Source organism: Aminithiophilus ramosus (assembly GCF_018069705.1).
Lineage (GTDB): Bacteria > Synergistota > Synergistia > Synergistales > Aminithiophilaceae > Aminithiophilus > Aminithiophilus ramosus.
In genome coordinates, this window is the sequence record NZ_CP072943.1 from 2,171,087 (window position 1) to 2,190,525 (window position 19,439).

At 67.7% G+C, this 19,439-nt stretch carries 19 protein-coding genes; all 19 read right to left on the bottom strand.

The window, feature by feature from the left end:
- Positions 1-20: 20 nt before the first annotated feature.
- Entirely contained in the window at positions 21-935 is a 915-nt protein-coding gene (gene larC / locus KAR29_RS10120) for a nickel pincer cofactor biosynthesis protein LarC (protein WP_274372871.1), read from the bottom strand.
- Positions 932-1,708, bottom strand: coding sequence for a nickel pincer cofactor biosynthesis protein LarB (gene larB, locus KAR29_RS10125; protein ID WP_274372872.1), 777 nt, complete (start codon positions 1,706-1,708; stop codon positions 932-934). The genes larC and larB overlap by 4 nt, the downstream gene beginning before the upstream one ends.
- A gap of 103 nt (positions 1,709-1,811) precedes the next feature.
- Positions 1,812-3,587, bottom strand: coding sequence for a dihydropteroate synthase (gene folP, locus KAR29_RS10130; protein ID WP_274372873.1), 1,776 nt, complete (start codon positions 3,585-3,587; stop codon positions 1,812-1,814).
- Positions 3,584-4,492 (bottom strand): ATP-grasp domain-containing protein, encoded by a 909-nt coding sequence (locus KAR29_RS10135; protein WP_274372874.1) that lies wholly within the window; start codon positions 4,490-4,492, stop codon positions 3,584-3,586. Before KAR29_RS10135 ends, folP begins: the two co-directional genes overlap by 4 nt.
- Positions 4,480-5,439: a methenyltetrahydromethanopterin cyclohydrolase gene (gene mch / locus KAR29_RS10140; protein WP_274372875.1), complete on the bottom strand. Its 960-nt coding sequence runs from the start codon at positions 5,437-5,439 to the stop codon at positions 4,480-4,482. The genes KAR29_RS10135 and mch overlap by 13 nt, the downstream gene beginning before the upstream one ends.
- Positions 5,423-6,244: a formylmethanofuran dehydrogenase subunit C gene (locus KAR29_RS10145; RefSeq protein WP_274372876.1), complete on the bottom strand. Its 822-nt coding sequence runs from the start codon at positions 6,242-6,244 to the stop codon at positions 5,423-5,425. The genes mch and KAR29_RS10145 overlap by 17 nt, the downstream gene beginning before the upstream one ends.
- Entirely contained in the window at positions 6,241-7,149 is a 909-nt protein-coding gene (gene fhcD / locus KAR29_RS10150; RefSeq protein WP_274372877.1) for a formylmethanofuran--tetrahydromethanopterin N-formyltransferase, read from the bottom strand. Before fhcD ends, KAR29_RS10145 begins: the two co-directional genes overlap by 4 nt.
- Positions 7,130-8,113: a beta-ribofuranosylaminobenzene 5'-phosphate synthase family protein gene (locus KAR29_RS10155; protein WP_274372878.1), complete on the bottom strand. Its 984-nt coding sequence runs from the start codon at positions 8,111-8,113 to the stop codon at positions 7,130-7,132. The genes fhcD and KAR29_RS10155 overlap by 20 nt, the downstream gene beginning before the upstream one ends.
- A gap of 2 nt (positions 8,114-8,115) precedes the next feature.
- Positions 8,116-8,670, bottom strand: coding sequence for a DUF447 domain-containing protein (locus tag KAR29_RS10160; protein WP_274372879.1), 555 nt, complete (start codon positions 8,668-8,670; stop codon positions 8,116-8,118).
- On the bottom strand, positions 8,667-9,992 hold the full coding sequence (locus KAR29_RS10165; RefSeq protein ID WP_274372880.1) for a DUF6513 domain-containing protein: 1,326 nt from the start codon (positions 9,990-9,992) through the stop codon (positions 8,667-8,669). The genes KAR29_RS10160 and KAR29_RS10165 overlap by 4 nt, the downstream gene beginning before the upstream one ends.
- The gene (locus KAR29_RS10170; RefSeq protein ID WP_274372881.1) at positions 9,989-10,501 is read right to left on the bottom strand and encodes a flavoprotein; all 513 of its coding nucleotides are present in this window, start codon (positions 10,499-10,501) and stop codon (positions 9,989-9,991) included. Before KAR29_RS10170 ends, KAR29_RS10165 begins: the two co-directional genes overlap by 4 nt.
- Positions 10,498-11,970, bottom strand: a complete 1,473-nt coding sequence (mptA, locus tag KAR29_RS10175; protein ID WP_274372882.1) for a GTP cyclohydrolase MptA — start codon at positions 11,968-11,970, stop codon at positions 10,498-10,500. Before mptA ends, KAR29_RS10170 begins: the two co-directional genes overlap by 4 nt.
- Positions 11,937-12,344 (bottom strand): amidohydrolase family protein, encoded by a 408-nt coding sequence (locus tag KAR29_RS10180; RefSeq protein ID WP_274374969.1) that lies wholly within the window; start codon positions 12,342-12,344, stop codon positions 11,937-11,939. Before KAR29_RS10180 ends, mptA begins: the two co-directional genes overlap by 34 nt.
- Entirely contained in the window at positions 12,299-13,630 is a 1,332-nt protein-coding gene (locus KAR29_RS10185; RefSeq protein ID WP_274372883.1) for a formylmethanofuran dehydrogenase subunit A, read from the bottom strand. Before KAR29_RS10185 ends, KAR29_RS10180 begins: the two co-directional genes overlap by 46 nt.
- Complete coding sequence (locus KAR29_RS10190; protein WP_274372884.1) at positions 13,627-14,895, bottom strand: formylmethanofuran dehydrogenase subunit B; 1,269 nt, start codon at positions 14,893-14,895, stop codon at positions 13,627-13,629. The genes KAR29_RS10185 and KAR29_RS10190 overlap by 4 nt, the downstream gene beginning before the upstream one ends.
- Positions 14,892-15,221: a molybdopterin dinucleotide binding domain-containing protein gene (locus KAR29_RS10195; protein ID WP_274372885.1), complete on the bottom strand. Its 330-nt coding sequence runs from the start codon at positions 15,219-15,221 to the stop codon at positions 14,892-14,894. Before KAR29_RS10195 ends, KAR29_RS10190 begins: the two co-directional genes overlap by 4 nt.
- A gap of 32 nt (positions 15,222-15,253) precedes the next feature.
- Complete coding sequence (locus KAR29_RS10200; RefSeq protein ID WP_274372886.1) at positions 15,254-16,375, bottom strand: ATP-grasp domain-containing protein; 1,122 nt, start codon at positions 16,373-16,375, stop codon at positions 15,254-15,256.
- A complete protein-coding gene (locus KAR29_RS10205) occupies positions 16,372-17,238 on the bottom strand; it encodes an NAD(P)-dependent methylenetetrahydromethanopterin dehydrogenase (protein ID WP_274372887.1) in 867 nt (288 codons plus the stop codon). Before KAR29_RS10205 ends, KAR29_RS10200 begins: the two co-directional genes overlap by 4 nt.
- A gap of 150 nt (positions 17,239-17,388) precedes the next feature.
- Positions 17,389-18,921: a DUF2193 domain-containing protein gene (locus tag KAR29_RS10210; RefSeq protein ID WP_274372888.1), complete on the bottom strand. Its 1,533-nt coding sequence runs from the start codon at positions 18,919-18,921 to the stop codon at positions 17,389-17,391.
- Positions 18,922-19,439 lie beyond the last annotated feature (518 nt).

Consider the following 19,439-nt stretch of genomic DNA (forward strand, 5'->3'; position numbering starts at 1 on the left):
GCAAAGGCCTTTTTTCGAAATCAGGGCTGGCGGTGGGGATCGGTCGGCACGCTCTCGGGCCCCACCGCTCCGTCGCCGTGGTGATGGAAAGAGGGTCCGTGAGGTTCGTGGCCCTGCCCCTCTTCGTGGCCGTGATGGTGATGCGCGGCGTGAGAATGACCGTGGTGGGACGAGGGTTCCTCGCCGCGGGAAAGGGGGGAAGGAGCGGAGGGGACGGAGGAGGAGACGTCGAGTATCACGCCCTGAAGGAGGTTGGGCAGGTCCGAGTCGCGATCGCCCAGGCCGTAGCCGCTTCTGACGATGACGCCGTCCGGCATGGGGCCGTAGCGGTCGACGAAAAGGCGCAAAAGGACGGCTCCCGTCGGCGTCGTCCGTTCCATGGCCTCTCCCCGGGAATGGACGGGGACGCCTTCGAGGAGCTTCAGCGTCGCCGGAGCGGGAACGGGCAGCTCGCCATGGGCGCAACGGACCGTCCCGCCGCCGACGTTGACCGACGAGGCGACGATCGCGTCGGGCGAGAGGGCCTCCATGAGGGTCAGGGCCCCGACGATGTCGACGAGGGCGTCGACGGCCCCCACCTCGTGGAAGTGGATCGCTTCGGGACTCAGGCCGTGGACGGCCCCCTCGGCCTGGGCCAGCATCCGAAAGGCCCGGGCCGCCCTGTCGGCGACGGCGGGACTCAGGTCGCTCCGCCCGATGATGTCGAGGACATCGGAGAGCCCCCGGTGGACATGGCCCTCGTCGGAGAGGACCTTGACGTCGACGCCGGAAAGGCCCGACCGGAGGCCCCTCTCGGCGGTGACGCGCCACCCGTCGAGAGCCAGTCCCGCCAGGCGGGAGCCCGGATCGGTCTCGTCGAGAAGATCGAGGAGAAGGCCGAGCATCATGTCGCCGCTGATTCCGGCAAAACAGTTGAGGTAGAGAGTGCGTTTCATCGGTTGCCTCCTTCGCGCCGCCGGTCTGTGGGACCGGCCATGAGAGCCGCCCCGTAGCCGCCTCCGACGCCGTTGTCGATGTTGACGACAGTGACGCCCAGGGCACAGGCGTTGAGCATGGTCAGAAGAGGAGCCAGTCCCCCGAAGGCCGCCCCGTAGCCCACGCTGGTGGGAACGGCCACGACGGGAACGGAGACGAGACCGGCGACGACGCCGGGAAGGGCTCCGTCCATTCCCGCCACGGCGACGATGGCCCCGGCGGCCTGAAGGGACCCGAAATGGGCCAGGAGGCGGTGAAGGCCGGCGACGCCCACGTCGAAGAGGCGCTCGACGGCGCATCCCATCGTCTCGGCCGTCACGGCCGCCTCTTCGGCGACGGGGACGTCGCTGCTGCCTCCTGTGACGACGAGGACCCGCCCCCGATGGGGCCTGTCGCGCCGCGGCCAGTGACGGCCCATCCGCGCCGACGGGAGATACTCCAGTTCGGGCAGGACGGGAAGGAGCAGACGATGCTGTTCCTCGGTCATGCGGGAGAAAAGGGCCGGACCGGAGCCTCCGGCCAGGGCCGAGGCGATGCGGAGGAGTTGGTCCGACGACTTGCCGGGGCAGTAGACGATCTCCGAAAAGCCGTTGCGCAGGGCCCTGTGGGTGTCGAGCTTCACCTCGCCCAGATCGCGGAAGGGCAGCTCCCGTAGGGAGTCGGTGAAGGCCTCGACGGTGATCTCGCCCCGCTTCAGTCTGTCGGCCAGGAGGTGCAGCTCGCGTTCGTCCATCGTCCGTGCCACTCCCTTCCGAAGAGGTTCCCTCTCGACGGGAGGGAAAGTCCTCCGAATCCTCATGAGAATCGCTATCATCGTACAGGATGGACGGGACGAATCAAGAGTCTCCCTCTTTTTTAATGGCCGCCAGGGTGCGGAGGACTCGGGCGTTGGCGGCCACGTCGTGAACGCGGAGGATGTCGACGCCCTTCTCGGCGCAGAGGGCCGTGACGGCCAGGGTCTCCTCCAGCCTCCCCTCGGGCCCTCCGTCGCCGACGAGGGCCTTCCGGGAATGGCCGATGAGGAGGGGGAACCCCCAGCTGCGGAGTTCGTCGATCCTCCCCAGCAGGGCACGACTCTGAGAGCGCCTCTTGCCGAAGCCGATGCCGGGATCGATGAGGATCCGGTCCCGGGCGATTCCGGCGTCGAGGGCCCTCCCGACGCGCTCTGCCAGGAAGGCGGCGACGAAAGGGAGGGGGTCGCTCTCCCCCTCGGGAATGGCCCTTCCCCTGCCGTGCATGAGGACGACGGGCACGCCCGCCTCGGCGACGACGGCGGCCATGTCGGGATCGTCGAGAGCCGTCACGTCGTTGACGAGGTCCGCTCCATCGGCCAGGGCCCGGGCGGCGACGCGGGATCGGGCCGTGTCGACGGAGAGGATCGTCCCGGGCAGGGCCGACCGGAGGGCCCTGACGACAGGGAGAAGACGGCTCATCTCCTCCTCTTCGTCGACAAGGGGCGCCCCGGGCCGCGTCGACTGGCCGCCGATATCAATCATGTCGGCTCCCTGGGCCACCATCGCTCTGGCCCGATCCAGGGCCTCGTCGACAGTCCCGACGCGACTGGCCTCATGAAAGGAGTCGGCCGTGACGTTGACGATGGCCATGAGAAGGGTCCTCCGGCCGAGGGGAAGCTCGCCGTGAGGGAAGGAAAGGGTCCTTTCCCCTCGCGGAAGGGGACAAAAGGAGCGGAAGACCTTCGGGGGAGGGGACTCGCGACGGGCCGTCGCCGTGCCCTTCGAGGTCCATCGGGCCAGGAGCTGGGCCTCGTTCCAGGGCCCCTCGGCGAGAAGGGCGAAGAGGGCTCCCGCGACGAGATCGGCCGTCGCCCCCGGGTTGAGGCGGTTGCCGAAGGCGCGCAACTCGCCGTCGAAACGGGCCAGGGCGTCGGGATCGGGGGCACGACGGCATCGGTCGAGGAGTCGGGCGGCCCGACGGGAGACGTCGCGGGCCCTTTCGATCCCCTCCTTCCGGGCGATGAGGCTGTCGGGAATCAGGGCCAGGGTGGAGAGGAAGACCTCGACGATGGCCTGAGAGAGCGTCGAGCCCCCTTCGAGGGCGGCCCTGAGTCCGGGCAGGACGATATCGAAGGTGGCCGAGAAGTCCGTCGCGTACTCCCGGGCGACGGCGTCGCGGTCGGCGGCCTCTTTCATGGCCTCGATCAGGGAGGTCGGCGCCTTTTCCGCCACGTCGTCCTTCTCCGACCGCCCCAGTCCTCCCGGCGAGGCCAGGCGGATGGCCTCGTAGACGAGACGGCTGTCCTCGCCGTCGAGAGAGGCCAGGACGAGGCCCGTCTCCTCTCTCAGGCTGCCTCGGGGACCTTTCGTGGCCGCCAGGGCGAGGGGAGCCAGGAGGAGAAGCATGCCCAGGTTGGTGTTGGTCGCCACCGTCGCCCTCCGGGCCCTGACGGCTCGGTGGACCATGGGACCGACGCGCCACGTCCTGAGCCCCCTCAGGGCCTCGGCGGCGACGGCGGCGCTCGAGAGGAAGTCGGGAAGGGTCGCGTCGACGAAGTCGAACCTCCGGTTCACGTTGCCCGGCTTGGGGGCGCAGGCCTCCCAGAGAGAGGCCAGCTCGACCCAGCGCGTCACCTCGGCGCGGCTCCGCCCCTTCAAGGTCGGCTCCTCCACCGGGCCAGGGCCCGTTCGACGACGATGTCGGCCACATCGACGCCCGTGGCCGCCTCGAGCCCCTTCCAGCCCGGGATGCCGTTGACCTCGACGACGTAGAGAACCCCGTCGTCTCCCCGGAGAAGATCCACCCCGGCGTAGAAGGCCCCGACGGCCCGGGCGGCGGCGACGGCCAGATCCTTCATGGCCCCGTCGGGAGAGAAGGCCTCGCCTCGGGCGCCCTGGGCGATGTTGCTTTTCCACTGGCTGCCGCGACGGATCATCGACGCCGGGACCTCGTCGTCGACGACGAAGAGGCGGTAATCGTCGTTGCCGTGGGGAATGAATTTCTGGACGTAGTGGACGTAGCGCCCCAGGTCGAAGGCCCTGAAGACCCTCCAGGCGCTCTCCTGATCGCTGAGACGGACGATGCCCCGTCCCTCCGACCCGAAGAGGGGCTTGACGACGACGTCTCCACCCAGCTCGGCGAAGGCCTCCATGGCCTCCTCGGTCCTTTCGGTGACGCGCGTCGCGATGGCCGGCAGTCCGGCCTCCTCGAAAAGGAGGGAGGCCAGGAACTTGTCGACGGAGCGCTCCAGGGCATCGGCGCCGTTGAGGACGCACCGTCCCCGCCGCTCCAGCAGATGGAGGATGTCGAGGCGGAAGACGACCTGCTCCAGAGACCCCGAGGGGAGGGCCCGCACGAAGAGGAGGTCCTCGTCGGCGAGGGACTGGCCCAGCGAGGCCGCAGAAGCGGGAAAGCCCCCTCCCTTTCCGGAGAGCACCGCTCCCGTCATGCGCGTCGCCGGCAGGCGACGGACGACCGCTCCCCGGCGGAGGAGGGCCGCCTCGAGGCGCCCGGCGTGCCACCCCTCGGGGTTGCCGACGATGGCCGCCCTCAGCCGAGCCATGACCGGGCCAGCAGATCGTCCCGGCGCCGTCCGGCATGGAAGGTCCGCCCCGTGGCGACGCTGTTGACGAAGACTTCGGCGGGGCTGAAGAGGGCGGGATCGATCTTGTAGAAATCGCCGCCGCCGGCCTGGAAGATCTCCAGGAAGGGGCGGCCGTAGTCGCCCGACGAGGCCGAGACGAGGCGATCGAAGAGGGACGCAAGGAGGGCGTCGTCGCCGCCGAAGGCGTACCAGGCCGTTCCGCCGTAGAGGACGGCGTCGTTCGTCCGCCCCATGGCCGTCAGGTCGTCGGCGGCGACGGGAGGGAGGGGACAGCGCCCCCAGGCCGAGAGAAGGCCCCCGACGGGAAGCCCCTCTTCGATCATCTTGTGAATCCCCGTCTCGACGATGCGGGCGGCGATCTGGACGGAGCCGACGAGACTGGCCGTGGGCGCCGCGAGGAGGAAGAGCTCCTCGGGCACGACGGAACAGCGCTCGGCCACGGCGAGGGCCAGCTCGTCGCCCGGCTTTTTCCTCGTTTCCAGGGCCAGGACGGCTCGAGACGAGCGCTCCCGAAGATTCAGACGGTCGAGAAGGGCCTCGGAGGAACCGAGCATGCGGGCCGGCCCCGAGCCCAGGGCCCTGCGGCTTTTTCCCTCGGAGGCGTATTTCACCTCCCACCCGGCGTACTGGCAGCCCATGCAGCTCTTCAGGGGCGAGGAAAGGGTCAGGGAGAGGGCGGGCCAGGGGCTCCCCTGAAGATCGAATTCGGAAAAAGCCAGATCCCCCTCGCCGCCCAGGCAGGCCAGGGCGTAAAGACGGCCGGCCTCGAAGGAGCCGGAAACCTCGATCCCACAGTCGATCCAGGTCGTCCCGCACTCCAGGCGATGGACGCCGAGGCCGAGGCGCTCGGCGTCGGCGATCATCGTCTCGACGACGGTGGCGCTTCCCTCATTGAGGCTGTTCATGGATGAGAAGTTCCCCCTTTCCCAGACGGGTCACGTCACCCGTCCAGCGACGGTACATACCGGTGCGGTGGGCCTCCGTCACGGGAAATCCCCTTTCGGCCAGAAAACGCAGCAGGGGAAGGAGGAAGAGAGGACGGTAGAGGGCCCCTCGTCGATAGGTGGGCAGGACGTCGCCCTCCATGCCTCCCAGGGCGACGACGGTCCCCCTCTTCGATCCCGCTCCGGCCCTGATCCCGAGCCTTCCGAAGACGACGACGGTGCCGGCCAGGGCCTCCAGGGCCGTGAAATCGCCCGTTCCGCCGCCGACGGCGACGAGACCCCGCCTCATCCTCTCTCCCGTGCGGAGAGAGGCATCGCCGCGGAGGAGGACGACGCCTCCCGTCATCCCCCTCCCCTCTCCGGGGTAGGCGCCGGCCAGATGGGGGCCGGCCGATCCGCCGATTTCGAGCGTCCCTCCCGACATCATGGCCCCCGCCCAGGCGTCGACGTCGCCCTCGACGCGGATCGTCCCTCCCGACAGGGCCGATCCGAGGTGCATGCCGCCATCGCCCCTGACGACGAGAAGGCCCTCCTTCATTCCCCTACCTATCTTCTTCACCCTGGAAAAATCGCCGTCGAGGATGAGGGCCTCGCCCCCCTCTTCCACGTCTATTTCGAAAAGCTCGCCCAGAGGCAGACTCCTTCGTCCCCAGGCGACGGGGAACCGCATCGCCGAGGCCCTGTCGACGCCGCGGAAACGCTCCGGGACGAGAATCTCGGCCTCGACGGGAAGATCGAGGGGACGTCGCGGACGGAGGAGGGTCATGAGAGGTCACCGACCTTTCCCGAAAGGATCTCCTGAAGATGAAAGTGGAAGGGGCCGAGACCGCCGCCGTAGTTCCCGGCCGACAGGGCGACGACGCCGGGCAGGGCCGCCGCCTCGAGCCCGACGGCCATGGCCTTCGCGACGGACCTTTCGTCGAGGCCGTCGATGACCAGCTCGTAGACGGCGTTCACCCCCTCGGGGAGGGAGGTCTCGACGAGCGAGACCAGGCCGGGACAGTAGGGGCTGTTCGTCGAGGCCGAGAGAAATTTGTAGCGCGATCCCACCTTGCTCCCGCTGCGGACGATCCCTCCGGGGAAGGGAAGGATGGTCCCCTTCACCTTCCTCATGGCCTCGGCCGCCGCCTCGGCCGAGGCCAGCCCCGCCTCCAGGCTCGAGGCCAGGATGAGGAAGTTGCCGCCGCCGACGCCGCGCCTGATGGAGAAACGGTCCTCGACGAGGAATTCGCCGTCCATGACGGGAATACGCCAGAGGCGCCGGCCGCCGATGACCTTGCTCCCCTGGAAACCGTCGCCGAAGTAGCGGAGCTTGCCGCCCACGACAAGGCTCTCCTCCCCCTCGTCGAGGCCGTCGAAGCAGGCCGTCGTGGCGCAGGTCATGACGCCCTGGCCAACGCGCAGAAGAAGCTGCTTCTCCAGGTCCTTCCGCGACGAGGCGAAAAGGAGGACCGTCGCTCCCGGCCTTCCGTCGGGCGTCTTTTCCGGGGCAAGTTCCTCCTCGATGCCGGCCTCGCAGCCACAGCCGATGACGGAGAGGGCAAAGCCCGAGGCCGCCACGGCGGCGATCCGGGCCCACCGGGAGCTCTCCGCCGTGATCAGCAGGCGGGCTCCCCACATCTTGAAGGCCTCGGCATAGGTCCCTTCGATTTCAACGCCGCGAAAACGCATCGCCTACCTCCTCTCGCAGCGGACAACGCACGACCCGGGCCCCCTCGTTCAGGGGAGAGGCCAGAATCAGCTCCGAGCCCTCCGCCTCGGGACGGCGAAGCAGGGCCTCGCCTGCCGCCTCGGCCTCGACGGGGTCGTCGAAGAAGCCGAAGACCGTCGGCCCCCAAGAGCTCTGGCCCACGCCGAGGGCTCCCTCTTCCGAAAGGGCCCGAAGGAGGGCCTCGGCGGTGGGCGAGGCATAGATCCCTCCCTGGACCGGGGCGAAGGAGCGTCCCACGAGGCGCTGAATCTCCGTCAGAGCGGCGCCGAAGGCCTTTCCGTCCCTTTTTTCCAGGGCCGGAAGGAGGGCCATGACGACGAGGCGACAGAGCTCTCCCGCCGAAGAGGGGTCGGGCGGCGGAAGCTGGGCCAGGGCCCGCTCTTCGGCGCGCCCCGAAAGGCCGGCCGCGCCGGGGACGAGGGCCAGGAGGAAACGCCACCGCTCGGGGAGAAAGCGTCTCACCAAAAGAGGCGGCGGCCCCGCCTCTCCCGGCAGGAGGCCTCCGTCGAGGATCAGGCCTCCTGCGGCGAAGGCTTCGACGCCCACGGCCGACCGTCTCCCCCGATCGAGACGGGACGCGAGGAACCGGATATCCCCGTCGATTCCCGCCAGCTCGGCCAGGGCCGCCGCCGCGGCCAGGACGACCTGCGTCCCCGACCCGAGGCCCACATGGGCCCTGGGGACCCGAAGGAGACGGATTTCGACGGGAGGAAGATCGCCGAAAAGAAGCCGTCCGGCACTCTCGACCTTGGATCGGAAGACCTCAGGCCCCTCGTAGAGCCATCGTTCGCCGAAAGAGGCCTCGAGGACCGTCTCCGGCCTGTCGATGGCCACGCCCAGGCTGCCGAAACGGCGCCCCGTCCCTCCCTGCAGGTCGAGAAATCCCAGATGGAGCCGAGAACCGGTTCTGACGCAAAGCGTCACCGTCATCCCTCCTCGAAAAACCGTTCCAGCCGGGCCAGGGCCTCCCTCTCCCGCTCCCCTCCCGTTTTGGCCGTCATCAGCCGAGCCCTCTCCAGGAGAGGGAACCACACCGCACGGGTCAACCATTTCCGGCGCGTCGCCGCCACGGCAAGCTCGAGAAGGGCCGAGGCGCTCCGGTTGAAGCCGATAAAATCCCTCTCCCTTCCAACGCCGACGACGGCGCAGCGGAAACGGCCCCGTTCTCCCTCATCGGAGACTTCGACGATGCGGAGCTCCCGGTAGGAGCAGACGCCCTCGACGATGCCTCCGGGAACGAGAGAGGCGCGACGGTGAGGCCTGTCCCTTCTGGCTTCTTCGTCGAGGGCGCAGGCCACGAAAAGAGAGATGTCGTCGGTGACGTTGGCCAGGGCCCCCCGGCCCGCGACGAGATTGAAGAAGGTGCGACTGCTCCTGTAGGGAGCGATCTCCACGAAGGAGTCCCCCCAGAGGAGCCCCATGGGGGCGAAATGGACCAGGCCGTCGTCGTCGACGGTGGAGAGGATCACCTCGACGATCATCGCCTCTCGCCTCTGTAGCCGAAGCGAAGGGGACTCTCCTGGACATATTTCTTGCCCAGGAGGGCGGCCGTGTGGGCCCGCTCGAGCTCCCGGCCCAGGTAGAAGGCGTGGGAGGCGTCGACGACGCCGAGGCGGCCGAAAATCTCGGCCGGATCTTCGGCGCAGACGAAGCGCTCGCCGTTGAAGACGACGATCTTCCCGTCGGCGACGAAGATGCGGAAGTTGACGTCCCGCACCTTGGCGGCCAGGCTCCGCAGCTCCTTTTCGCCGTAGCCGTCGAAGGGAAGTTCCTTGGCGACGACGAGATCGCCTCTCATGTGTTTGGCCAGCCTCCGCCTCTTTCCGGCCCAGTGCATCATCTTCCGCGCACGGTCCAGCTCCCGCACCGTCCCGGCCGTCCAGGAGACGACTTCCGTCGTCAGGAGGTAGTCGATGGACAGCTCCTCGGCCACTCCGGCCAGAAGGGCGTTGATGCCCACGCTGTCGGCCTCGACGAGCTCCGTCACGTTGCCGCCTCCCATGAGCATCGGCACCTGGGGGTAGCGGCGCCGGACCTCGACGTAGCCCGCCAGGGACCGGGCGAATCCGAAAAGGAGGGGCGAAAGGAGGGGATCGGCCACAACCTTCATCTTTCGCTCCAGAGCCACGTCGAGGTTGCGGTAGAGACTGTCCAGGTCCCCGTCGCCGTCGGGAATGACGACGACGGGACAGGACCAGCCCTGCGCCAGAGGAAGGGTCTCGCCGTTGACGCTCAGGAGCAGGTCGGCGCCGGCCCGGGCCGCCTCCTCCAGGGTCGGTCCGTGGAGAGAGTCGACGCTCACGGCAAAGCCCTCGGCCTTGAGGGAACGGACGGCATCGGCCACGGCGGGAAAGGGACCGCCCGGAGGGCCGCCCAGATCGATGATGTCGGCTCCGGCGGCCCGAAAGGCCCGGGCCGCCTCGAGGCGCTCCGGCGGGCAGAGGCGCCAGGCCTCGACGATCTCGGCGACGATCTTCAGGCTGTACCCCTCGTAGTCGACGGGCTCCTCCTCGCCGCCGAAGAAACGGGGCAGATCCTTGAGATCCTTCGGACCCCGCCGGACGGGGAGCCCCAGGCGCCTCTCCAGGGGCTCCAGATCGCCCCTCAGGAGGCCGGGGAGAAGGATCTCGTCGCAGTCCTCCCGAGGCTCGAGATGACGGTCGACCCAGGAGGCCGTCATGAGGGCGGCGACGGTGATGGGAAGGACGGCCACCCGTCCCTCGATCCCTTCGAGGCGGGGCAGAAGGGCCTCCAGGGAGGGGGCGGCCAGAGTGCCCGTGACGAAGAGGACACGCCGCCTCATCGCCTCTCCAGCCAGATGGCCAGAGTCTCGGGGGAGGTCAGGACCGTCACGCCGGGGAAGGCGGCCAGACGCTCGACGTAGGCGAGATCGAGAGGTCTGGGGCGGACGACGACGGTCTGCCCCTTGGGGTCGACGGACTCCATCTCGGGAGCGGTATCGGTGGGGAGGACGGCCACGGGAACGCGGGACTTGCCGGCCTGGGCGAAGAGCGTCGTCACCAGGGAATCGGACAGGCCCAGCACGAACTTGGCCACCGAGTTGGACGTGGCCGGAGCGACGACGAGACTGCCGTAATCCCCCCGGGCCAGACGGCCCGACAGAGGCGACGAGGCCTGACGGTCGAGGAAGAGGGGACGACGGGCCAGACGCCCCTCGAGGCCGTAGAGGGCAAGGACCTCCTCGGCGGCCCGGGAGAGGAAGAAATCGACGTCGTTCCGGGCCAGCGCCAGATCGAGGGATTGCGAGAGCCAGTGGCCGGCTCCCGTGAGACACCAGGCGAGGGAACTCATGACGATCGGTCCCCCCGGAGCCACTCCTCCAGCGAGGTGTGGTGGGACGTCTCGATCCCCTCGTTCAGCTCTCGGCGGATCTCGCCCAGCGTCCCCTGGCGCTCGGCATAGGCGTTGTGGCGGTGGATGCTCTCGAGATTCTCCTGGCGGGCCAGGACGAAGGCGCCGTCGGGGAGGTCGCCGTAGACGAGACCGACGTTGCTCAGCATCTCCCTGACGACGTCCTCGACGAAGCGCGGGTTGCGGTGGGCCTTGTTGACGACGAAGAACTCGTCGGGACGCTTGAGCAGCTCGTAGACCTCGGAGCTCATCGAGGCCTCGACGATGGAGACGAGATGTTCGGCCCTGACTTTTTCGTCGGCTCCGATCATGAGCGTCCCCCGCCCCCTCTGGTTGTGGGAGGCGATGGGGAGAAGGTCGAGAATCCTGTCGGCCTCCTCTTCGCTGAATCCCTCGTCGAGGAGAAGCTGACGCTCGTAACCCCTGACGATCGCCTGGGCGCAGGGACAGACGGTGAGCCCGTCCACTTCGACGCCGACGAGACGGCGGGTCCTCGTTCCGTCGCTGGCGGCGATGCCGATGAAGGTGGCGAGCTCCTCCACCTTCCTCCCCGAAATGGGCGTCATCCGCTCCAGGGGATAGCGGGCCCGAAGGCGTACCTGGGCGTAGCGGGCCCCCTGAGAGGCGGCGATCGCCTCGGCGAGACGTTCGGCGAAGGACTCGAAATCGGGCGAGGCCTCCGAGGAGAAGGCCTCGGCCAGCTCCTCGAGGACATCGGAAAAGCGCGACATGTGGACGCCCGAACGCTCCGGCCCCAGATCGGCGAAGAGATCCAACGTGGCCTCGAAGAGCGTCGGCCTCCCTCCGTCGGTGACGCGGATCACCCGCTCCAGATTGGTGACGCCGACGCGGGTCAGGCTCGCGGCGATGCGGGGAGATTCCTGCTGAACGTCGCGGTCGAGGCGGAAGCGGAGGCCGCGCTCGACGCGATCGACGCCTTTCTCGCCGACGGACCGGGCCAAAGAGGCGACGGACCGGTCCAGAAGGGGGTGGACCACCTCGGGAGCGATCTCGGCCAGAGGGATGAGGACGAACCCCCTCTCGGCCATGCGGGGGTGGGGAACGACGAGGTCGGCCTCGTCGATGAGGCGGTCTCCGTAAAGGAGAAGATCGATGTCGATAGGCCTCGGGGCGTTCCGGAAGGGACGGAGGCGGCCCATGCGCTTCTCTATGGCCAGAAGGAAGGCCAGAAGGCCAGAGGGCTCGAGATCGGTCTCCACTTCGCAGACGGCGTTGAGGAAGCGAGGCTGATCGTCATAGCCCACGGGATCGGTCTCATAGAAGGAAGAGACCTTCTTCACCACGGCCCGGGCGCTCAGAAACTGGAGGGCCTGGAGGATGTTGCCCTGGCGGTCGCCCAGGTTGGCGCCGAGGCTCAGGAAGACGCGTTCGCGGCCCTTCTCTCGCACGGAATCACCTCCCCGAGGGGAACGTCGTCGTCGTCGAGGGCATAGTTGTCGAAGGCGACGGTGTAGGTCCTCTCGAAATAGTCGCGCAGCTCCCTTTCGAGAGCCCTGTCATGGCCGGGAGCGACGTAGAAGGTCCGGCCCCGGACCTCCTCGACGATCTTCCCCTCGCGCAGAACCCAACGTCCCCCCTTCACGAGATGGCGCACCCGCGCCAGGGCCCGGCGACAGGAGGCGAAGCGGGAACAGCGGCACTCCGTGCCGTCGACGTCGACTCTGTCATAGAGGGCCACGTCGCCGTCGGCGCCGACGCCGAGATGGCCCTTGTCCCTCAGACCCAGAATCCGGGCCGGAGCGGCCCTTGTGACGATGGCGATCTCGTAAAGAGAGTACTCCCTGTCGAGGTTCGGAAGAAGGGCCCCCTCGACGGCTCGGGGGGCAGAGTGGCCAGCACTTCGGCCCGATAGTCGCGGTCCATGAGAAGGCGTATGACCTGAGGGTAGCAGAAGAAGGGCCCTCCGTTGGGGTGATCCGTCGTCAGGGCCAGCTTCCAGGGATCGTCGACGAGAAGGAAGAGCTCCAGTCCCGTCATCCACTGCTCGGCGGCGATGCGGCTCTTCCTGTCGTAGAGGACGGGGAGAATGCCGCCGCCGCTCTCGGCCTCGACGTCGTCGTTGACCCACTTCTTTCCCGTCATCCTGTGGAGGGAGAACTCGAGAGGGCCGTCGGAGGTCATCGTCGTCGCCGGGCCGAAGATGACCTGGCCCACGTCGAAGGTCACGTCCGAGACGCCTCGCAGGGCCTCGACCACCGATTCGGCTCCGGAGCGGAAGGCATGGCCCTCCTCGCGGCCCCTGTAGCTCAGAAACTGAAGGTGACAGAGGTGGCTCCCCCTGCCGTCGAGGCCGCGAAGCGTCTCCGCCGTGGTCCGCGAGCTTCGCGGCTGTCCCAGGTTGAGACCGTGGACGTGAATATCGTGAGGAAGGCCCAGATCGCGAGAGGCCTCGGCCAGGCATTCGAGGATCTTCCGGGGCGTCACGCCGTCGAAGGCGATGACGGGATCGTCGAGAGAGGCCACGTTGCCGCCCCACTTCCAGTTCTCGACGCCGCCGGGGTTGACGACCTTGACGGCGTAGCTTCGCGTCGCCTCCAGAAGCCAGGCCACGTAGTGGCGCAGTTTCTCCTTCTCCCCTCTGGCGACGCAATCCATGACGAACTGATTGTTCCCCATGGTGACGAGAAGCCCCTTGTCCACCATGGGAAGATCGTCGAGCTCCTCGTGGGCGTGACGGGCCAGGAGGGGCGCCGAGGCGGCCTCCATCACCGTCGTGTAGCCCATCTCGGCGTAGAGATAGCCCGAGAGGAACGTCGACGGGACGGTGAAGCCCGATCCGGAGCGCAGGGAGCCGCTGCGGCCGCGCAGATGCTCCCGATGGTCCTCGGGGCGAAGCTTGCGCCCCGCGTTCTCCTTGCTGCCGGCCACGTGGGTGTGCATATCGACGCCGCCGGGGAGGACGAGCATTCCCTCGGCCTCGATGACCTCGACATCGCCCGATGCGGAGGGAGCCTCGACGATCTTGCCTCCGTCGATCCAGACGTCGCGGACCTCCCCGTCGACGCCGTTGGCCGGATCATAGACGGTTCCGCCTCGAATGCGAATCATCGCCGCACCTCCTCGATGAGACGTTTCAGGACCTCCTCGTCGGAGGGACGGCGCCTTTCGAGGAAGGGCCTGAGCCTGAGAGCGACGCCGTCCATCCGGTAGGAGCTGCCCGCCGTATCGATGCCGGCCAGGCCCGTCGGCATCCAGAGCGTCGCCGAGGCGGCCGTGAGGCTCTCGGCCGGATCGAGGACGATCGTCGGCAGGGCCTGAAGGCGATCGGCGGCCCGGCGGGGGAAGTGGGCCACGGGGTCGGAGGCGACGACGACGACGCTGTCGGCGTCGCCTCGGGCCAGGACGTCGACGGCGGTGAACTCGCCCGGCCCGTACTGGGGGTAGCCCCGGGCGAAGCTGACGGCGAAGGGGAAGCCGCACTGCCACGTCGTCACCTGGTCGGCTCCGGTCACGTTGCCGTGACCTCTCATGGGAATGACGGAAAAGCGGGTGTGCTCGTTGAGGTCGGCGACGAGGGAGAAGAGCTCGGCCACGTTCAGATCGCGCCCCCGCGTCATCGTCAGCCCCATGCCCATGAAGGCGACGCCGTAGCGGCAGGTCTTGAGGCGCTCGGCCAGATCGACGAGACGCTCCCGGGGAAGGCCGCCGACGGAAGGAGCCTCCATGGGACGTCCCTGGACGAGGGCCCTCAGGGCCGTGAGGAGCTCGAAATCGTCTCCCTGTCTCACCTGGAGGAAGAGGTCGGCCCCCTTCGTCGCCGCCGTAGGGCGGACGTCGACGATGACGATCGTCCGGTCCTTTCGTCCCTGCGGCGTCAGACGCCCTCTGGCCGTCGCGTAGCGGGCGAAGTGGCGGGGATGGGCGGCGGCGGGGTTGCATCCCCAGAAGAGGAGCAGATCGGCCCTGTTGCGGACCTCTCCGAGCGTGCAGGTCGGCTCGCCCACGGCCTGCATGGCCAGCCCCGTGGGACCGTGGCAGACGGAGGAGGTGCTGTCAAGAAAGGCCCCCAGCCTGTCGGCCAGTTCGACGGCCCGCCTCTGGGCCTCCGTCGGGGCCGAGGAGAGGCCGTAGATCAGGGGCGAATGGGAGGCTCTCAGGATAGCTCCCGCCTCCGCGTAGGCCTCCTCCCAGGGGACCTCTTTCCCCCTGAGACGGGGCAGGCGCGGCGAGGGATCGTAGTCGCGGAAGTGTCCCTGACCGTTGGCGCAGGCCTTGAGGACCTTGACGAGACGTCCCCCGTCGACCTCGACGACGATATCGTCACAGAGGCAGCCGCAGAAGGTGCAGACGACGTTCTCGATCCGCTCCGTCATGGCTCGACTTCGACGGGAAGCCCCTTGAAGGCCGGCATGCCCGTCCCCTCCGTCTCCGTTCCGATGAGGCCGTTGGCCCGTCGCCCCATGGGCAGGAAGAGCATCCCCCGGGGAAGATCGGAGGCCTTGAGAACGACCCGGACCGAACCGGCCCCGCTGCGAACCGTGGCCTCCTCCCCGTCGGTCAGGCCCAGCTCGGCCAGATCGTCGCCGTTGATCTCGGCCAGAGACGTCGCCCTGTCATAGGCCTCCGTCATCTTGCCCTTGTGCATGGCCGCCGCCTGGGCCAGAGTCCGGCCCGTCACCAGGGTCAGCTTCAGAGCCACCTCGATCGCCCCTTTCCTTTTCCCGGAACCCGTCACCGATCGCCGATCTCGTCGCGAAGGACTCGAGCCCCCTCGAGAAGGGCCCCGATGCAGCCGTCGCGACGTTTCGCCTCGGCCAGAAGGGTACAGACGGGAGACCCTGCCGCCACGCTCTCGCCGTCGTGAGGAATATCGCGCCTGTTCTTATCGTACCAGTCGCCGCTGCAGGAGACATTAAGGGACCTGCGGGCGTAGACGACGGCCTTGCCCCAGAAGCCCTCGCGGAAGGAGAGGTCGCCATCGGGCAGAAAACCGCGGCAGGCCGCGACGTGGAAGGGGAAAAGGCTCCCCCCCCAGGCCGCCTCGAGGATCTCCAGAGAGGCCGCAGGACGGGGATTGACCTCCACCGGGAGAGGCCATCTTCTTCCGTCCCTCTCGGTGACGATGAAATCGACGCCGTTGAGTCCCTTGAGGCCGAAGGCACGGACCAGGACGTCGCCGATCCGCTCCAGAAGCCTCCGCCCCTCGTCGGAAAGCTCCAGGGGGAAGACGTTGCCGCACCAGGCGAAGGGCCTTTCCGTCAGGGCCCGATGCCCTACGAGCTGCTCCGTCAGGCCCAGAAGACGGCTTCGCCGCCCGTCGCAGAGAAAGGTGGCGCTGGCCGGAAGTCCCGGCAGGAACTCCTGGAGGAGCCGTCCCTCCCGGAGCCGTTCTCCCCCGTACAGGCGAAGGCCCGTCCCTCCGGCGCCGCCGACGGGCTTGGAGAGCCACCGTCCCTCCCGGGCCCCGATCTCCTCGCCGGGGAAAAGGGTCCGCGGGAAGGGAATCGCCTCCTCCGTGAAAAGGCTCCTCAGGAGGCGCCAGTCGCGGACGCGCCTCAGGACGAAAGGATCGTTGCCCAGAAGCTCCCGGCCCCGGGCCAGGGCGGCGACGACCTCTCCGTGATTTTCGAGGCCGCCCGTGTAGACGACGGAATCGGCCTCGAAAGAGCGGGCCAGATCGACGAGCGCCTCAGCGGAATAGCCTTCACCCCGATCGCCCCGGACGGACCGCGTCGGCACCCTCTCGGCCAGGTCACGGTCGCCGAAATAGTCGACGGCGACGACGGTCCATCCTCCCCGCCAGGCCGACTGGGCCAGGCCCCGGACGCTGTAGCCCGCCGCGAGGAGCGTCAAAGGCCAAGGCGCTCCTTGGCCAGGGCGAAAAGCTCCTCGGCATCGAGAACGGCGTCGTTGCTCTCGAAGAGCCGGGCCACGGCGGCCTTGTGAATCTTCATCTTCAGACCGCCTATGGCCAGGGCGCCGAAAAGGATTTTGCCCTCGACGTCGCGGCCGTCCCAGTGGCTTTTGACCCCCTCTATTCCCAGGGGGGGGACGGCGTTGACGTCGGCCAGGACCCGCAGCTCGGGCAGGGACTGCCAGAGGGACTGCCGAAGGAGCGTCACGCCGGCGGCTCCTGCGGCGAGGACGGCCTGGGTTCCGCCGAGCGCGCGGTCCCTCTCGTCGTCGTCGGAGACGACGGCTGCCTCGACATCGACGCCGAAACGCGCTTTCAGGCGCGCGACGGCCTCGGTCGCCCTGTCGGCGCGGCGAGAGGTCAGACGGACCTGGGCCCCGTCAAGGGCCAGGAGAGCCGCCCCCCGGAGGCCGACGGGACCGGTCCCGCCCAGGACGGTGACTCTCTTCCCCTCGAGACCGCCCAGGCTGGCCGCCATCTTGGCCACGGCGGCGGCGGCCGTCGTGTTGCAGCCGTTGGCGTCGAAGAGGACCGAGACCTGAAGGGGGCCGAAGAAGGCCTTCCTCGTCGCCTCCAGGAGGGCCTCCCCCCGGGCCACGTCGGAACCGCCGATGAAGATGGCGCTGCCGTGAAGATCTTCAGGGCCGCGGGTGAAGATGACGCCGTGGACGAGGCCCGAAACGGCCTCGACCGTCACGCCTCCATGGCGCAGGAGCACCTCGGCGCCCCCGTCGAGAGCGGCGACGGCGTCGAAGACGCTGGGCTGACCGTCGGAATCGAGCTGCAGAAGAATTTTTTTCACCCAAATCCCCCCTCGGTGCTGTCGGGTTCCCTGCAGGGCCGGAGCGGAAAGGCCGAGCCGACGAAGGGCGCATCAAAGGCGGAAGACCGAGAGCCTCCCCTCGATCTCCCGCCTCCCCTCGACGGAGATCGGATCAGACCGCCGCCGACCTCAGACCGTCAGATGCCACTCGCAGTAGCCGTTGTCGCCCTGGCCGCACCCCTTGACGAAGGGGACGTTCCTCTTGAGGAGAGAGGTGACGGCGCATCCCTTGCAGAAGCGCACCGGAGCGCCGGGCTTGTCGGGGTGGAGGGCGATGATGTTGGTCATGAGCGTCGCCGTGGTGCACTCGGGCGTCAGATAGCAGGGGAAATCGGCCATGGACATGAGGGCGGCGAAGCGCTGCGTGATGGCGCAGGCCGGATAGGTGTAGCGCTGGGGGTTGGAGACGACTTCGTGATCGTCGATGGGGCTGAAGTCGAGGGTCACGCCCTTGATCTTGGCCCCGGCGCCGAGGGGATAGATATCGAGGATCTTCTCGCCCCGGACGAGGATGTCCATGAAGTCGACGTTGTGAAGCTCGTCGGCCTCGCCCCTCTTGGGATTCATGACGGCGTAGTTGTGGAAGCGCTTCGTCAGAAGATCGACGACCATGGGGACGGTGAAGCTGTCCTTCCAGAGGATGTAGGCCGTCGCCGCCGCGGGAGCCCCCGTGGCGACGGAGAGGACGTCGTATTCGCTCTTGAAGGCGCCCGCCTCGAGAGCCTTCTTGAGGGTGTTCTCGAAGACGGCCATGACGGACTCGTAGATGGCGAAGGCCATGTCGTCCTTGAACATGTTGTAGGCCGACTGGGCGATGTGGTGTCCCACGTCGCCCACGCAGTAGGCGGGAACGGCGACGATGTTGGCGTAGTGGACGCCTCCCTTGGCCGCCGCCTCGATGAAGGGACGCATGCGATCTCTGTACTGGTTCATGTACTTGGTGACGTCGAAGGAGCTGTGGGGACCGTGACCGCCCAGATTGTGGGTCCCCATGAGATGGGCCTGGGCCGCGATGGGCTCGCGGTAGATGAACTGGAGCATGTCCACTTCGGCCTGCTCGGCCTCGGCGGCCGTCCTGCCCGCCTCGATGGCTCCCCTGAAGGCCGCCCCCAGACCGTAGGAGGTGTTCATCCCCCAGGACTTGGAGGCCAGGATGGCCTGCTTGTGATGCTTGGGCATATCGAGGGCGCGGAGGATGCGGTTCACGAGATTGGAAACGGAACCGACGGACATGGCGAAATCGACGACGCAGGTGGGGCCGTACATCCCCCCGTAGCGTCTCACCGCCTCGAGGCCGACCAGGGCCCTGTTGGCGGCGATGGCATCGATGAACATCCACATGGACTTCTTGAATTCAGGATCGATATCGTAGAGAACCTCCAGAATGGGCGGCGTCTGGTAGTGCTCCACGAAGGGATCGTCCTCGGGACGGATGGTGTCGGTCAGACCGCAGAGGATGTCGTAATGGGCGTTGACGGACTGAACGTGGAGATCGACGACCTCCTTCTTCTGCCCCTCGGCGACGGTCATCGTGTTGACGGCGTCGACGTAGGGTTTGGCGTCGGGAAGCTTGAAAACCCCTCCGCGCTTTTCCGCGATGACCCCATAGACGGAATGGGTCGCCCCGATGGCTTCCTTCACCATTTTTTCGAAAACGGACATTCCTGCGCCACCTCCCTGTTTCAAACCTTCGCTCCGATCCTCTTGCCCGCGCTCACGGGAATCCCTTTTCCTCCTTGCGACCCTTTTTCGGCTCCACCTCCTTCCGTCCGACAAAAACCCAACGCCGAAGACGCCCCCCTCGAAGACGAGAGTCGACGGCACAGGACGCGAAAAAGACGTCTGAAAAAGCGCGAAGGGTTGTTACGGACAAATTCCCAGCACGGAAGAACGACCGGTCGAAGACCAAGAGGGGAGAACGAAAGAGGGGACCGGGAACGCTCCACAGCAAGCAGCTCGAAGGGAACTCGCCGTAAAGACGCAGCAGCGCGCTCTCCCGAAGCGGAAGGCGCCGCGCAGTCCCTGAGGTCAGGGTAGCCGGTCTCGATATCATCACGGAGATAGAGTACCGTCTAAAAAATTGTTTGTCAACAGATCAATCTTTTGACTTCATGTTCGATCCCGGGCCGATTCGATGAGAGACAGGACTGTATCCTTCCATCTCTTCGTGCTACGATGAA